The sequence below is a fragment of the Caenimonas koreensis DSM 17982 genome (assembly GCF_009646335.1).
Taxonomy (GTDB): Bacteria; Pseudomonadota; Gammaproteobacteria; order Burkholderiales; family Burkholderiaceae_C; genus Ramlibacter; species Ramlibacter koreensis.
Map to the genome: position 1 here is coordinate 414,971 of NZ_WJBU01000001.1, position 15,164 is coordinate 430,134.

The 15,164-nt window shown below is 62.3% G+C and carries 14 protein-coding genes; 5 read left to right on the forward strand and 9 right to left on the reverse strand.

The window, feature by feature from the left end:
• Position 1: 1 nt before the first annotated feature.
• The 5 genes from GHT07_RS01925 to GHT07_RS01945 form a co-directional block, all read right to left on the reverse strand.
• Positions 2–706 (reverse strand): ABC transporter ATP-binding protein, encoded by a 705-nt coding sequence (locus GHT07_RS01925; protein WP_153583343.1) that lies wholly within the window; start codon positions 704–706, stop codon positions 2–4.
• Entirely contained in the window at positions 699–1,460 is a 762-nt protein-coding gene (locus tag GHT07_RS01930; RefSeq protein ID WP_323740738.1) for an ABC transporter ATP-binding protein, read from the reverse strand. The genes GHT07_RS01925 and GHT07_RS01930 overlap by 8 nt, the downstream gene beginning before the upstream one ends.
• Complete coding sequence (locus GHT07_RS01935) at positions 1,457–2,428, reverse strand: branched-chain amino acid ABC transporter permease (RefSeq protein ID WP_323740739.1); 972 nt, start codon at positions 2,426–2,428, stop codon at positions 1,457–1,459. The genes GHT07_RS01930 and GHT07_RS01935 overlap by 4 nt, the downstream gene beginning before the upstream one ends.
• A complete protein-coding gene (locus GHT07_RS01940) occupies positions 2,425–3,300 on the reverse strand; it encodes a branched-chain amino acid ABC transporter permease (RefSeq protein WP_153583346.1) in 876 nt (291 codons plus the stop codon). Before GHT07_RS01940 ends, GHT07_RS01935 begins: the two co-directional genes overlap by 4 nt.
• Positions 3,301–3,411: 111 nt before the next feature.
• Positions 3,412–4,581, reverse strand: a complete 1,170-nt coding sequence (locus GHT07_RS01945) for an ABC transporter substrate-binding protein (protein WP_153583347.1) — start codon at positions 4,579–4,581, stop codon at positions 3,412–3,414.
• Between the two features lie 301 nt (positions 4,582–4,882).
• Between GHT07_RS01945 and GHT07_RS01950 the strand changes: the two genes are divergently transcribed.
• Positions 4,883–5,704 (forward strand): hypothetical protein, encoded by an 822-nt coding sequence (locus tag GHT07_RS01950; protein ID WP_153583348.1) that lies wholly within the window; start codon positions 4,883–4,885, stop codon positions 5,702–5,704.
• Between the two features lie 143 nt (positions 5,705–5,847).
• On the opposite strand, the gene GHT07_RS01955 is transcribed toward GHT07_RS01950, so the two are convergent.
• Entirely contained in the window at positions 5,848–6,612 is a 765-nt protein-coding gene (locus tag GHT07_RS01955; RefSeq protein ID WP_228488118.1) for a GntR family transcriptional regulator, read from the reverse strand.
• A gap of 151 nt (positions 6,613–6,763) precedes the next feature.
• Between GHT07_RS01955 and GHT07_RS01960 the strand changes: the two genes are divergently transcribed.
• Genes GHT07_RS01960 through GHT07_RS01975 form a run of 4 tightly spaced genes read left to right on the forward strand, consistent with a single transcriptional unit; the run spans position 6,764 to position 10,333 of the window.
• Positions 6,764–7,807, forward strand: a complete 1,044-nt coding sequence (locus GHT07_RS01960) for an aromatic ring-hydroxylating dioxygenase subunit alpha (protein ID WP_153583350.1) — start codon at positions 6,764–6,766, stop codon at positions 7,805–7,807.
• Positions 7,807–8,760 (forward strand): PDR/VanB family oxidoreductase, encoded by a 954-nt coding sequence (locus GHT07_RS01965; RefSeq protein WP_153583351.1) that lies wholly within the window; start codon positions 7,807–7,809, stop codon positions 8,758–8,760. Before GHT07_RS01960 ends, GHT07_RS01965 begins: the two co-directional genes overlap by 1 nt.
• 21 nt (positions 8,761–8,781) lie before the next feature.
• Positions 8,782–9,888, forward strand: coding sequence for a 5-methyltetrahydropteroyltriglutamate--homocysteine S-methyltransferase (locus GHT07_RS01970; protein ID WP_153583352.1), 1,107 nt, complete (start codon positions 8,782–8,784; stop codon positions 9,886–9,888).
• Between the two features lie 16 nt (positions 9,889–9,904).
• Positions 9,905–10,333 (forward strand): DUF1810 domain-containing protein, encoded by a 429-nt coding sequence (locus GHT07_RS01975; protein WP_323740740.1) that lies wholly within the window; start codon positions 9,905–9,907, stop codon positions 10,331–10,333.
• Positions 10,334–10,341: 8 nt separating this feature from the next.
• Here the strand turns inward: GHT07_RS01975 and GHT07_RS01980 are convergent, their stop codons facing one another.
• The 3 genes from GHT07_RS01980 to GHT07_RS01990 are packed head-to-tail and all read right to left on the reverse strand — an operon-like array spanning position 10,342 to position 15,088.
• Positions 10,342–11,880: a SpoVR family protein gene (locus GHT07_RS01980; RefSeq protein ID WP_153583353.1), complete on the reverse strand. Its 1,539-nt coding sequence runs from the start codon at positions 11,878–11,880 to the stop codon at positions 10,342–10,344.
• Positions 11,880–13,151, reverse strand: a complete 1,272-nt coding sequence (locus GHT07_RS01985) for a YeaH/YhbH family protein (RefSeq protein ID WP_153583392.1) — start codon at positions 13,149–13,151, stop codon at positions 11,880–11,882. Before GHT07_RS01985 ends, GHT07_RS01980 begins: the two co-directional genes overlap by 1 nt.
• A 14-nt stretch (positions 13,152–13,165) precedes the next feature.
• Complete coding sequence (locus GHT07_RS01990; RefSeq protein ID WP_153583354.1) at positions 13,166–15,088, reverse strand: PrkA family serine protein kinase; 1,923 nt, start codon at positions 15,086–15,088, stop codon at positions 13,166–13,168.
• Positions 15,089–15,164 lie beyond the last annotated feature (76 nt).

The window sequence follows — 15,164 nt, forward strand, 5'->3', positions numbered from 1 at the left end:
ATCAACGCGAAACGCCCAGCAGCCGCTCGAGCACCTCGGGCTGCGCAGACAGCGCCTGTGCAGAGCTGGCGTGCACGACCGTGCCGCGATCGAGCACGACGGCCTCGTCGGATATCGCCAGCACTGCCTGCGGGTGCTGCTCCACGATGATGGCGGAGAGCCCTTCTTCGCGCGTGATACGCCGGATCGCAGCCAGCAGCTCCTCGACGATGATGGGCGCGAGGCCTTCCAGCGGCTCGTCGAGCAGCAGCAGCTTCGGATTCACGACCAGCGCGCGGCCCACGGCCAGCATCTGCTGCTCGCCTCCTGAGAGTTGCGTGCCCAGATTGGTCTTGCGCTCGGCCAGCCGCGGGAACATCGCGTAAACGCCATCGGGCGTCCACTTGCCCGCACGCGCCACCGCCGTGAGGTTCTCGTGCACCGTCAGCGACCTGAAAATGTTGCGCTCCTGCGGCACCCAGCCGATGCCCGCAGCCGCGCGCTGATGCGGCGCGAGCTTGTGCAGCGCGACGCCGCCGAGCGTGATCGTGCCGGCGTGCTGCCGCGTCGCACCGGCGATGGTGTTCATCAGCGTCGTCTTGCCCGTGCCGTTGCGGCCCAGCAGTGCAAGGGTCTGCCCTTCGCCAAGCGCGAGCGACACGTCGTGCAAGACGACGGCCTCACCATAGCCTGCGCTCAAGCTTTCAATGCGAAGCAGCTCAGGCATGAGCATCCTCTCCGTGGCCAAGATACACGGCCTTGACCTCCGGGTCATTCGCAATCTGGTCAGGGTCGCCCTCCGTGAGCACGGTGCCGTTCACCAACACCGTCATGCGGTTCGCAAAGCTGAACACCAGGTCCATGTCGTGCTCGATCAGCAGCACCGACACGTCGGCAGGCAACGCAGCCACCGTCTGCAACAACTCTTCGCGCTCACCCGCTGGCACACCGGCGACCGGCTCGTCGAGCAACAACACACGCGGCTCGCACGCCAACGCAATCGCGATCTCGAGCAGGCGGCGCTTGCCATACGCGAGGTGCTCGGTACGCTGGTTCATCACCTCCGCGAGGCGGAACTGCTCAAGCAACTCAGTGCATCGCTGCGTGACTGCTGCATCCGCGCCCAGCCGCTTCCAGATCGAAGCACCCAGCCCGCGATGCTGCGACACCACCAGCGCCAGCGTTTCCAGCGGCGTCATCGACGCAAACAGCTGGTTGATCTGGAACGTGCGGACCATGCCGCTTCGAACACGTAAATGCGGCGCGAGCTTCGTGATGTCGCGCCCTTCGAGCGTGATCGATCCTTCCGTCGGCTCCAGCACGCCCGTCAACAAATTGATCAGCGTTGTCTTGCCCGCACCATTCGGCCCGATCAGCGCGTGGCGCGCGCCGCGCTTCAATTCAAGCGTGACGTTGTTCGTGGCGGTGATACCGCCGAACCGCTTGACGAGCCCCTTGCACGACAGCACGACATCGCTCACGCCGCACCGCCCTTCTTCGCAAACCACGTCCAGGGCTTGAGCAGCCGCTCGCGGCCCACCAGCACGAGCACGACGAGAAAAAGGCCGATCCAGAACGTCCAGTATTGCGGCGTGATGGCCGACAGCGCGTCCTGCATCAGCTTAAACACGATGGCGCCTGCAATGCCGCCGTACAGCCAGCCCGTGCCGCCCACGACCAGGATCAACATCACATCGGCAGAGCGATGGAACTCGAACACATCGAGCGACGCGAAGCCCGTTGTCTGCGCGAGCAGCGCGCCCGCTGCACCCGCAAGCGCCGCAGCAATCGTGTACACCACAGCGATACGCGAGCTCACAGGGATGCCGATAGCCATCGCACGCAGCCGGTTGTCGCGAATCGCTTCGAGCGTCGCGCCGAATGGCGAGTGAACGAGCCTGCGCGCCAGCACAAAGAACACGAGCAATACCGCCAGCGAGTAGTAAGCAGCCGTCTTGCCGCCGAGATCAAAGGCGAACATACCCAGCACCGGCCCGAGGATCACGCCCTGCAAGCCATCGGCGCCGCCCGTCAGCCAGTCGAGCTTGTTCGCCAGCTCCAGCAGGATCAGCGCAAAGCCCAGCGTCACCATCAGCCGCGTCAGGTCGCTTCCGCGCTGGATCGTCAGGCTTGCCACCGCGCCCAGCAGCGTGCAACCCGCTATCGCCACAGCCAGCCCCACCAGAGGGTCGGGCATCACGTGCTTGGCAAACAACGCTGCCGAGTACGCGCCAAAACCGAAGAACGCCGCGTGCCCGAGCGACACGATGCCGGTGAAGCCCAGCACCAGATCAAGCGACATGGCGAACAGCGCAACGATGGCAATCTCATTGATGATGGCCGCGTGCGAGGGCAACACCATGGGCGCGATGAACGCAGCAGCCCACAACGCAGGCTCCCACGCGCGCCAGCGGCTGGCCTGCAGCAACGACTTCTGGGCGGCATTCACGTCTTGCCCCCGCTGCGCACAAACAGACCCTGCGGCCGCCAGATGAGGATCACGATCATCAGCGTGTACACGATGAACGCGCCCATCTTGGGGATGTAGTACTTGCCCGCCACGTCAGCCACGCCGAGTAGCAGCGCTGCGAGCAACGGCCCCGTGATCGACGACGTGCCGCCCACGGCCACGACGATCAGGAAATAGATCATGAACTTCAGCGGAAAGCTCGGGTCGAGCCCCAGCACTTCAGCACCCAGCGCACCGCCCAGCCCCGCCAGCCCCGAGCCCACAGCGAACGTCGAGAGAAAAACAATGTTGACGTTGATGCCCAGCCCCGCCGCCACACGCTGGTCGTCTACCGACGCGCGCAGGCGGCTGCCGAAGCGCGTTTTCGCCAGCACGAACTGCAGCGCCACCGTCAGCGCGGCGCACACGGCGATGATGAACAGGCGGTAGTGGCCCATGCCCAGAATCCAGTCGCCACTGCCAATCTCCGTGCGGCCCTTGAGCCACTCGGGCAACTGGATGATTTGCTGCGTGGAGCCCACGAAGAAGTCCACTGCCGCAACCGCCATGAACGTGAGGCCGATGGAAAAAAGCACCTGGTCCAAGTGCGGCTTGTTATAGAGCGGGCGATACAGCGTGCGCTCCAGCACAGCGCCGATCAAAGCGGGAATGACAAACGCAATCGGCAGGCACACCAGAAAGGGCACGCCCGCGTGCTGCATCAACAGCACCGTGACGTAGCCGCCCGCCATGGCGAACGCGCCGTGCGCGAGGTTGATGAAGTTCATCAAGCCCATCGTCACGGCCAGCCCGACGGCGAGCACAAAGAGCAGCATGCCGTAGGCAATACCGTCGAAGAGGATGGTGAGCATGGCGTGTTTGGCTTGGCTCCTTCCCCCGCTGGGGGCAGGCTGGGATGGGGGCCAGCGGCTGTCGCGCCCCCACCCTGACCCTCCCCCAGTAGGGGAGGGAACAAGTCAGTGTTACTTGTTCTTGCCCGGATCCTTCACGTCCTTGATCACATCGAACTCGACGTTGTACAGCTGGCCGTCTTTCTTCTCGACCTTGCGCAGGTACACGTTCTGCACGATGTCGCGCGTTTGCGCGTCGATGAACACCGGGCCGCGCGGGCTCTCGAAAATCTGCCCCTTCATCGCCGCGAGCAGCGCATCGCCACCGCCCTTGCCGCCGGTCTTCTTGAGCGCTTCGTAGATCACGCGCATACCGTCATAGCCACCCACGGCCATGAAGTTCGGGCGCAGGCCCTTGTTCGCTTTGCCGAAGGCTTCGACAAACTTCTTGTTCATGGCCGAAGGATGCGCCGCCGAATAGTGGTGCGAAGTGACCACGCCGAGTGCGCCGTCGCCCATGTCATTGAGCTGGTCGTCATCGGTCACGTCGCCGGTGGCGATGAGCTTGATGCCAGCCTTGTCCATGCCGCGTTCGAGGAACTGCTTCATCACAGCCGAGCCCGCGCCCGACGGCACGAACACGAACAACGCGTCAGGCTTGGCATCACGCACCTTCTGCAGGAACGGCGCGAAGTCCGGGTTGCGCAGCGGCACGCGCAGCGACTCTGTCACCTTGCCGCCGTTGAACGTGAGGCGGTCCTTGAAGAACTTCTCGGCGTCGATACCCGGGCCGTAATCGCTCACGAGCGTCACCACCGTCTTGATGCCGTTCTTGGGCGCCCAGTCGGCGAGTGCGACCGACACTTGCGGAAGCGTGAAGCTCGTGCGAACGATGTACGGCGATGCCTCCGTGATCGCCGACGTGGCAGCAGCCATCACGACCTGCGGCGTCTTCGACTGCGTCGCGATCGGGGCGGTAGCCATCGCCGACGGCGTGATGCCAAAGCCGGCGAGCACATTCACTTTGTCATTGACCACCAGCTCCTGCGCCAGGCGCCGCGTCACGTCGGGCAGGCTGGTGTCGTCCTTGATGATCAGCTGCACTTTGCGGCCCGCCACGGTGTCACCGTTTTGCGCCATGTAGAGCTTGGCCGCAGCTTCGATCTGGCGGCCGGTCGTGGCCTGCTGGCCCGTCATGGGCAGGATGAGGCCGATCTTGAAAGCCTCTTCGGCCAGCGCGCCAAAGCCTGGGAGGGCGAGCGCAGCCACAACTGCGGACTGGATGAGGGCTCTTCTGTTCATGAATGTCTCCAAGCAGGATGTAAAGCGGGGCCGTGACGCCAGCATGCCGGGCGACGGCGAATGATGCGCGATTCTGCGCGAGTCGCCCGTCATGCGAAAAGTGGCGGTACTCACTAGCAGTTATGCCGGAAGGCTATGAGATCTACACCGCGCCAACAAGACCATCGTATTAGCAACGAAGTACTAGTCGAAGATACTAACTTTCGCTCGTCACGCACGAGGCACGACTCACAAACCACAAAGGCGATCCATGCAATGTACAAGTAATCTCAACCCGCTGAAACTCTTCACGATCGCGGCAGTGGCCGTCCATCAGATGTCCCAATCCGCGGCCCAGCCCGCGTCCGAACACGTGACGATGCATCTCAGCATCGGCCAGCCTAACGGCATCACCACCGGCCCCGTCGCCCCGCTGAGCGAGTCGACTCAGTCCCACGGCCGTGAGCTGCTGCAGACTGAAGAGGTGCTGAAGCACATCTTGCCGAACAACTGGCAGTACTCCTACGAGCTCCCGGATGGCAGCAGCAAGAACGCCTACGTCAATAGTGGAAGCGAATGCGAAGGCGGTGAAGGCGATCTGCTCGAATCCGTTCCATACACCGTGACCGTGAACGAGCCTTCCGCCGTGGCCGCCAATTGCAGCACGAACGGAAATGACTTCGAGCTCGTGCCGGCTGCGCTGACCATTCTTCCCGGCATGAACAGCATCACTGCGATGGTGAAGCTCTCAAATGGGGCCGACGCGTCCACCCAATGCACGAGCGCCGGAATTATGGGCAATGGCGTCTACATCGCGTTGCCGGCGGACCGGACCCTTCCCTACCTGAACAAATCTTCGAAGCGTGTGTGCGAAGTCTCAGAGACGACCAACTTCATCGGCGGCACCGTTACCGGTGCTGCGGGCGTGCTCCTGCTGGCCGCACTGGGCCGCGTCGCCTCCTCCTGCTGGAAGCGCGCTCAACGCGGCGAGGATGTGCAGCGCCTGGCGGGCGCCGAAGCGGACGTGGAACTGGCACGGGTGCCAAACGCTGGAGCCAACCAGGATGGACGCGAAGTGCCTGTCCCACCGGTTCAGGCTGCCGCCGAAGGCCGCAACGTGCGTCTGACTCCTGAATCGGCCTGAGTCAGCTTCCGTGCAGGCAAGTCCTCGTTCCGCGATATGGACGTCTTGACGTGCCAGGGCCAGCATGCGACGTCGGCGTCTTCGAAAGCTTGAAAAGCAGCTGATTCCGCCTAGTCCCGCTGCCGCCTAAAGCAGCTGCCCGCCTAACACGGGCAGCGCATCAGGCCCGAACCTCGGACGCGGTCAAGCTTGCGCCGCTCAAGAGCCTCACGCAGGTTGCGCTGCGCCAGCCGGGAGTGTTCACGCATGATCGCTTCGGCGCGGGCACCTTCGCGCTGATCGATGGCCTCAAGCACCTGGCGATGCTGGTCTTGCGCGACCACCAGCATGTCGCGCGACGTCGTCGATGTGGCCTGCACCAGCACAAACGCCGACGGCGATGCGAACGGCAGAGCCACGATGCGGTCCACCTCCCGCGCAATCACGACGCTTGCCGACATGTCGCGCAGCAATTCATGAAATCGCTTGTTCAAATCAACATAGCGTGAAAACGCTGCGTCATTCAGACGCGGCTGCGCAAGCAGCCGGTCCACTTCATCGAGCACAGCCCGCGCCTGCGCCAGCATGGCATCAGCCACGCCCCGCTGCGCCGCAACACGTGCCGCGAGCCCTTCGATCATTCCGCGAACTTCGATCGCATCAGTGATATCCCGTTCGCTAAACGTGCGCACTGCATAGCCGCCGTTCGGCAACTTGTCGAGCAGGCCTTCCTGTTCGAGCCGCATGAGGGCCGCGCGAATGGGCGTGCGCGACATACCCAGCAGCTCGACGATGGCCAGCTCCGCAATGCGCGCACCTGACTTCAACTCACCCGCAAGAATCAGCTCGCGCAGCCGCAGCTGCGCCCGCACCGCCTGCGACGCATCGGCGTCAGGCGAGACAAGCAGGGTGGGGTCTTTGGCTTTCAAGCGTTTATGTATACAGAAAAGTCTGAAATCACGGATCGGTATGACAGCTAGTGAGCGATCTTCACTGCTAGCCATCGGCAAGCCCTTGAGCGCATTGTATACATCGAGTATTCTCCGGCGACCCACCTGACTCAGCGCACAAGAGCCGCCCATGTATCCGAAGAACACCTGGTATGTCGCCGCCACGCCCGACGAGATCGACGAGAAGCCTTTAGGGCGCACCATCTGCGACGAGAAAATCGTCTTCTACCGGCCCGCCGCTGGCCAGGTCGCAGCGCTCGAGGACTTCTGCCCGCACCGCGGCGCGGCGCTCTCGCTCGGGCAGGTGTGCGAAGGAAAGCTCGTATGCGGCTACCACGGCCTTGCCATGGGCTGCGACGGCAAAACCATCTCGATGCCGGGCCAGCGCGTGCAGGGCTTCCCGAAGATCCGCTCTTATCCGGTCGTTGAGAAATACGGCTTCATCTGGGTGTGGCCGGGCGACGCGCAGCTGGCTGACGAATCAAAAATCCATCACCTCGAATGGGCCGTGAGCGGCGACTGGGCGTATGCCGGCGGCCTCTATCACGTGGCATGCGACTACCGCCTGATGATCGACAACCTGATGGACCTCACACACGAGACGTACGTGCACACCACGAGCATCGGCCAGAAGGAAATCGACGAAACGCCCGTTGCCACCAAGTCAGAGGGCGACCACGTGGTCACCAGCCGCTTCATGAACAACGTGATGCCGCCACCCTTCTGGAAGGCCAACTTGCGCGGCAATGGCCTGGCCGACGACGTGCCGGTGGACCGCTGGCAGGTCTGCCACTTCCACCCACCCAGCCACGTGATGATCGAAGTGGGAGTAGCACACGCGGGCAAGGGCGGCTACGACGCCGACGCCAAAGACAAGGTGTACAGCATCGTCGTGGACTTCCTCACGCCAGAGACTGAGACGAGCATGTGGTACTTCTGGGGCATGGCGCGCAACTTCAACGTGAAAGACAAGGCGCTCACGGCGCAGATCAAGGAAGGCCAGGCCAAGGTCTTCGCTGAAGACACCGTGGTGCTCGAAGAGCAGCAGCGCAACTTGCTGCGCCACCCCACGCGCAAGCTGCTGATGCTCAATATCGATGCGGGCGGCGTGCAGTCGCGCCGCATCATCGATCGCATGCTCGCCGCCGAACGTCCCTCACCGGTAGTGGCCTGATGGACCTGCACGTCAAAGTCCTGCGCAAGAAGCAGGAGGCCGAGGGGATTGCGAGCTTCGAACTCGGTCGTGCCGACGGCAAACCCCTGCCCGCTTTCAGCGCCGGATCGCATATCGATGTGCATGTGCCGGGCGGCCTTGTTCGCCAATATTCGCTGTGCAACGACACGTCCAACAGCAGCGTCTACCGGATCGCCGTGCTGCGCGATGCCGCGTCGCGTGGCGGTTCGGTAGCGATGCACGACAAAGTCCATGAGGGCGATGAGATCACCATCAGCGAGCCGCGCAACCACTTCACGCTCGTGCATGCCGTTCGCACGATTCTTTTTGCAGGCGGCATCGGCATCACGCCGCTGCTGTCCATGGCGCAGCGGCTGGCCGCGGTAGGCGCAGACTTCGAGCTGCACTACTGCAACCGCTCACGGCCACGCACCGCCTTCTTCGACGAAATCGCCGCGTCGCCGTTTGCAGACAAGGTCCACTATCACTTCGACGATGGCCCGCAAGAGCAAAAGCTGCAACTCGCGCACGTGATCCCGCCCGTGGATGCGCAAACGCACATCTACACCTGCGGGCCCGCTGGCTTCATCCAGCACGTCACAGGCTGGGCCAAGGGCTACGGCTGGCCGTCAGCGCAAGTGCATGTCGAGTACTTCGCCGCAGCCGTTGTGGACACGAGCGAAGACAAAGCGTTCGACGTACAGATTGCCAGCAGCGGCAAGCGCTACACCGTCGGCGCGAAAGAAACGGTGATCCAGGTGCTGGCCGCCAACGGCATCGACGTGCTCACCTCCTGCGAGCAAGGCGTGTGCGGCACCTGCATCACACGCGTGCTGGAAGGCGAATGCGATCATCGCGACATGTATTTCACCGACGATGAGAAGGCGAAGAACGACCAGTTCACGCCCTGCTGCTCGCGCGCGAAGAGCGCCTTGCTGGTGCTGGATTTATAGAAACAACCGGAGACGACACCCATGCAACTACCCGCCCGTTACGACCACGTCGGCAGCTTCCTGCGCCCCAAATACCTGCTCGATGCGCGTGAGCAGAAAGCCAAGGGCGACATCACCGCCGCGCAGCTGCGCGAAGTGGAAGACAAAGCCATCGCCGAGATCGTGAAGTTCCAGGAAGACGTGGGCCTGAAGAGCATTACTGATGGCGAGTTCCGCCGCACGTACTTCCATATCGACTTCCTCGACCAGCTGGGTGGCGTGAAGACGGACATCCCCGTCACCATCCGCAAGGCCGACGGCACCGAAGAACTGGCGCCACCGGTGATGAAGGTCGTTGGCAAGGTGCACCACGCCAAAGACATCCAGAAGGCCGACTTTGAATTCCTCAAGAGCCAGGTGAGCGCGGGCCGCACGCCGAAGGTGACCATCCCCTCGCCCACCATGCTGCACTTCCGTGGTGGCCGTGCAGGCATCAGCCGCGAGGCGTATCCCGAGCTCGATCCGGCCTTCTACGACGACGTGGCAAAGGCGTACGGCGACGAACTGCGTTCACTCGCAGCCGCAGGTTGCACCTATGTGCAGATGGACGACACCAACCTCGCTTACCTGTGCGACGAGAAGATGCGGGAAGCCGCCCGCCAGCGCGGCGACGACCCGAATGAACTGCCGCACCGCTACGCCGCCTTCATCAACAAGGTCGTTGCGCAAAAGCCTGAAGGCATGCTGCTGGCCATGCACCTGTGCCGCGGCAACTTCAAGAGCACGCATGCGGCCAGCGGCAACTACGAGCCCGTGGCCGAAGCACTGCTCAAGGAGATGAACCTCGACGCGTATTTCATGGAATACGACGACGACCGCTCAGGCGACTTCAAGCCGCTGCGTTATCTGGCCAAGGGGAAGACGGTCGTCCTCGGCCTCGTCACCACGAAGTTCGGCCAGCTCGAAAGCAAGGACGACCTCAAGCGCCGCATCGACGAAGCTGCCAAGTACGCGCCGATGGAGCAGCTGGCACTCTCGCCGCAATGCGGCTTCTCGAGCACCGTGCACGGCAACAACATTGCGGTCGAATCACAGCGGCAGAAGCTGCGGCTGGTGATCGAGACGGCGCAGGAGATGTGGGGCGCTTGAGTGATGTAATGCGGGCGTGACTGCCCTCTACGACCTCCAGCGATTCATCCAGGCGCAAGACCCGGTCTATGAACGGGTGTGCGCCGAGCTGCGTGCCGGCAACAAGCAGACGCACTGGGTCTGGTACATCTTCCCGCAGTTGAAAAAACTGGGGCGCAGCAGCACCGCGCACTTCTACGGACTCGCCTCACTCGAAGAGGCTCGTGCTTACTGGGCGCATCCGGTGCTGCGGCCGCGGCTGAAGGAATGCATCAACCTGATGCTCGCGGTACCGGAGAAATCGGCGCTGGACATTCTCCATTCGCCCGACGACATGAAGTTCCGCTCGTGCGTCACTCTCTTCGGCAAAGCCGTGCCAGACGAGCCGATATTCCAGTCGGCGCTTGACCGCTTCTACGGCGGAGTTCCTGACGTGCCGACGCTCACTTTGCTCGCCAGCGATTGACACGCGGCTCAATGCCCCTGAGCTGGCGTCACCTCCCAATGCTGCAGTACGCGCTCATTCGCATCCACACTCTCCAGCCGCACGCGAAAGCCCCACAGCCTGGCCACGTGCTTGACGACTTCCTCGGCGCCGTTGTCCAGCGGGCGGTCGTTGTGGCGGCAGTGGCGCAGCGTGAGTGACCGGTCGCCGCGCAGGTTGACGTTGTAGACCTGGATGTTCGGCTCGCGCCAGTTCAGGTCGTACTGGCGGGCCAATGCCTCGCGCACACGGCGATAGCCGGCGTCGTCATGGATGGCAGCCACCTCCAGCTCCCTCTTCGTCGAGTCATCGACGATGGAGAACAGCCTGAAGTCGCGCATCAGCTTCGGCGACAGGTACTGCCCGATGAAGCTCTCGTCCTTGAAGTGACGCATGGCGTAGTCAAGCGTTTTGTGCCAGTCGGAGCCAGCCACATCCGGGAACCAGGCCTTGTCTTCGTCAGTCGGGTTCTCGCACATACGACGGATGTCCGTGAACATGGCAAAGCCCAGCGCATAGACGTTGATGCCGCCATAGCGCTTGTCACCCACGCCTGGCTGGAAGATCACGTTGGTGTGCGAGCTCAGGATCTCCATCATGTAGCCATCGGACAGCTTGCCCTGGTCATACATGTCGTTGAGCAGCGTGTAGTGCCAGAACGTGGCCCATCCTTCATTCATCACCTGCGTTTGCCGCTGCGGATAGAAGTACTGCGCCACCTTGCGCACGATGCGCACAATCTCGCGCTGCCATGGCTCCAGAAGGGGCGCGTTCTTCTCAATGAAGTACAGGATATTTTCCTGCGGCTCTTCGGGGTAGCGCCGCTGCTCTTTCTTCGCCTGTTTGCCGGCGCTCCTGGGCAATGTGCGCCACAGGTCGTTGACCTGCTGCTGCAGGTAGGCCTCGCGTTCCTTGCGGCGAATCTCTTCTTCCACCATTGAAATCTTTTGCGGGCGCCGGTAACGGTCCACGCCGTAGTGCATCAGCGCGTGGCACGCATCAAGGACTTCCTCGACCGAGTCAACACCATGGCGCTCTTCACACTCGGCGATGTACGCCTTGGCGTAGACCAGGTAGTCCACGATCGAGCTCGCATCCGTCCACATGCGAAACAGGTAGTTGCCCTTGAAGAACGAGTTGTGGCCAAAGCACGCATGCGCCATCACCAGGGCCTGCATCGGCATCGTGTTCTCTTCCATGAGGTACGCAATGCAGGGGTCTGAGTTGATCACGATCTCGTAGGCAAGCCCCATCTGGCCGCGCCGGTAACTCTTCTCGCTGGCAATGAACTGCTTGCCGAACGACCAGTGGCGATAGTTCACCGGCATGCCGACCGATGCATAGGCATCCAGCATCTGCTCAGCCGAGATCAGCTCCAGCTGCGAGGGGTAGGTGTCGAGGCCATACTTGTCGGCGGTCTTCCTGATCGCGTCGAAGTACAGCTCGATCAGCTCGAACGTCCAGTCGCTGGGCGCGGGCAGCCGCTGGCTGTCGGTGCGGTCGAGCGCATTGCCGGCAACGGTGCTCATCACGTTGCCCCCGCGCTTTTCTTGAACAGGTCCCGAAACACCGGGAATATCTGCGAAGGCGTCACGATTTTCTGCATGGCGAAGTGCTCGTTCGCGTCCCGCACGCGCGTGTATTCCTCCCACAGGTTCTGGTCTTCTTCGGCCACCTGCACATACGCGTAGTAGCGAACCAGCGGCAGTATCTTGCTGTCGAGCAGTTCGCGGCACTTCGATGAGTCCTGCTGCCAGTTGTCGCCATCCGATGCCTGCGCGCCGTAGATGTTCCACTCGGCCCCGAGGTAGCGCTGGCGAATGATGTCGTGCATCATCGTGAGCGCGCTCGACACCACCGTGCCGCCACTCTCCGTTGCGTGGAAGAACTCGTCTTCCGTCACTTCAGCCGCCTGCGTGTGATGGCGGATGAACACCACGTCGGTCTGCTGGTAGTGCCGCGTGAGAAACAGGTAGAGCAGGATGAAAAACCGCTTGGCCAAGTCCTTGCGCGCCTCGTCCATCGAGCCCGACACATCCATCAGGCAGAACATCACCGCCCGGCTTGTGGGCAAAGGCTCGCGCACGCGGTTGCGGTAACGCAGGTCGAACGGGTCAAGAAAGGGCACACGCTTGAGCCGCGCCTTCAATGCCTCGATGTCCGCGTGCAACGCCGCGATCCGGGTGCCGGGCGCGTCTTGCTCCTGCAGGTCGGCGAGCAGCTTCTCGAGCCGGCGCAACTCGAGCCGCGACTCACCGCCCATCGCAATGCGGCGGCCCAGCGCCACACGCATCGAACGCACCACGTGCAGGCTGGTCGGATTGCCTTCGGACACAAAGCCCGCGCGCCGCACCTTCCACTCCGGTGCATCGGCCAGCAGTTGCGTGCGAACCAGCCGCGGCAGGGCCAGGTCGTCGAAGAAGTAGTTCATGAACTCTTCGCGCGAGATGCGAAAGACGAAGTCGTCTTCGCCCTGCCCGTCCTGCGATGCGCCGCTGCCATTGCCCGCCCCGCCACCGCCCGGCGGCCTGTCGATGCGGTCGCCGCGCACGTATTCCTGGTTGCCGGGGTGCACCATTTCACGCGTGCCGCCGGGGCCGTGATTGAAGAGCGGCTCCGACACATCACGCTTGGGCAACGTGATGTCGGTGCCCTGCTCGATGTCGCGGATGCCACGGCTGCCCACCGCCTTGCGCACCGCCTCCTTGATCTGGTCGCGATAGCGGCGAAGGAACCGCTCCCGGTTGCCTATCGACTTGTTCTTGCCCGACAGGCGCCGGTCGATGACCTGGTGGAGCATCGAGCGATCGGCCATCACGAACTCTTGCGAACCCGCAAATACCACTCGCAGAGCAGCCGCACCTGCCTGTGCGTGTAGCCTTTCTCGACCATGCGATTGACAAAATCCTCATGCTTTTTCTGCTCGTCCGCGCTGGCTTTGGCGTTGAACGAGATCACGGGCAGCAGGTCTTCCGTGTTCGAAAACATCTTCTTCTCGATCACCGTTCGCAGCTTCTCGTAGCTCGTCCACACCGGGTTCTTGCCTGCATTGCTGGCACGCGCGCGCAGCACGAAGTTGACGATCTCGTTGCGGAAATCTTTCGGGTTCGACAGGCCAGCCGGCTTCTCGATCTTTTCAAGCTCGGCGTTGAGCGAGGCGCGGTCGAATATTTCACCGGTATCGGTATCGCGAAACTCCTGGTCCTGGATCCAGAAATCGGCATACGTCACGTAGCGGTCGAAGATGTTCTGGCCGTACTCAGAGTACGACTCCAGGTAGGCCGTCTGGATTTCCTTGCCGATGAATTCCGCGTAACGTGCCGACAGGTGCTCCTTGATGTACGACAGGTATTTCTGCTCGGTCTCGGCCGGGAACTGCTCGCGCTCGATCTGCTGCTCCAGCACGTACATCAGGTGCACAGGATTCGCCGCGACTTCCGTCGAGTCGAAGTTGAACACCTTGGAGATGATCTTGAACGCAAAGCGCGTGGAGATGCCCGTCATGCCTTCGTCCACACCCGCATAGTCGCGGTACTCCTGGAAGCTCTTGGCTTTGGGGTCTGTGTCTTTCAGGTTCTCGCCGTCGTAGATCTGCATCTTCGAGAAGATGCTCGAATTCTCCGGCTCCTTCAGCCGCGTGAGCACCGAGAACTGCGCCATCATTTTCAGCGTGCCCGGCGCACACACTGCGTCTTTCAGCGACGAATTGCGCACGAGCTTCTCGTAGATCTTCACCTCTTCCGTCACGCGCAGGCAGTACGGCACTTTCACGATGTAGATGCGGTCGAGAAAGGCCTCGTTGTTCTTGTTGTTGCGAAACGCCTTCCACTCGCTCTCGTTCGAGTGGGCCATCACGATGCCGTCAAACGGAATCGCGCCGAAGCCTTCGGTGCCTTTGAAGTTGCCCTCCTGCGTGGCCGTGAGCAACGGATGCAGCACCTTGATGGGCGCCTTGAACATCTCGACGAATTCAAGCAGGCCCTGGTTGGCCAGGCACAGGCCGCCTGAATAGCTGTACGCGTCCGGGTCGTCCTGCGCGAAGGTTTCCAGTTTGCGGATGTCGATCTTGCCCACCAGCGCCGAGATGTCCTGGTTGTTCTCGTCGCCCGGCTCGGTCTTGGCGATGCCGCACTGCTTGAGGATCGACGGGTAGCGCTTGACCACGCGGAACTTGCGGATGTCGCCGCCGAATTCTTCCAGGCGCTTGACGGCCCACGGCGACATGATGCGCTGCAGGTAACGCTGGGGTATGCCGTATTGCGCTTCGAGAATGGGCGCGTCTTCGGCGTTGTTGAAAAGCCCCAGCGGTGATTCATTCACTGGCGAGCCCTTGATGGCGTAGAAAGGCACCTGCTCCATCAGGGCCTTGAGCCTCTCCGCGATGGATGACTTGCCGCCGCCCACAGGCCCCAGCAAGTAAAGAATCTGCTTTTTCTCCTCGAGGCCTTGCGCCGCGTGGCGAAAACATGAGACAACCTGCTCGATCGGCTCTTCAAGCCCGTAGAAGTCCTTGAAGGCCGGATAGATGCGCACCATCTTGTTGCCAAAGATGCGTGACAAACGCGCGTCATGCCGGGTGTCGACCATCTCCGGCTCGCCGATGGCCTTGAGCATCCGCTCTGCCGCCGTGGCGTAGGCAAGCGGTTCGCGCTTGCACAGGTCAAGGTACTCTTCGAGCGACATTTCTTCTTCACGCGTCTGCTCGTAACGCGCCAGGAAATTGCGGACTACATCCATGGAAACCTCCTAAGGAAGGTCTGATCAACTCGCAAACGAGCCCGCTTTGACGGCGCGATAGCTGCGAGTTTCGAAC

Coding starts and splice junctions, on each gene's coding strand:
- GHT07_RS01925 (WP_153583343.1), bottom strand. CDS start 706: ATGCCTGAGCTGCTTCGCATTGAAAGCTTGAGCGCAGGCTATGGTGAG.
- GHT07_RS01940 (WP_153583346.1), bottom strand. CDS start 3,300: ATGCTCACCATCCTCTTCGACGGTATTGCCTACGGCATGCTGCTCTTT.
- GHT07_RS01945 (WP_153583347.1), bottom strand. CDS start 4,581: ATGAACAGAAGAGCCCTCATCCAGTCCGCAGTTGTGGCTGCGCTCGCC.
- GHT07_RS01960 (WP_153583350.1), top strand. CDS start 6,764: ATGTATCCGAAGAACACCTGGTATGTCGCCGCCACGCCCGACGAGATC.
- GHT07_RS01965 (WP_153583351.1), top strand. CDS start 7,807: ATGGACCTGCACGTCAAAGTCCTGCGCAAGAAGCAGGAGGCCGAGGGG.
- GHT07_RS01970 (WP_153583352.1), top strand. CDS start 8,782: ATGCAACTACCCGCCCGTTACGACCACGTCGGCAGCTTCCTGCGCCCC.
- GHT07_RS01980 (WP_153583353.1), bottom strand. CDS start 11,880: ATGAGCACCGTTGCCGGCAATGCGCTCGACCGCACCGACAGCCAGCGG.
- GHT07_RS01985 (WP_153583392.1), bottom strand. CDS start 13,151: ATGCTCCACCAGGTCATCGACCGGCGCCTGTCGGGCAAGAACAAGTCG.
- GHT07_RS01990 (WP_153583354.1), bottom strand. CDS start 15,088: ATGGATGTAGTCCGCAATTTCCTGGCGCGTTACGAGCAGACGCGTGAA.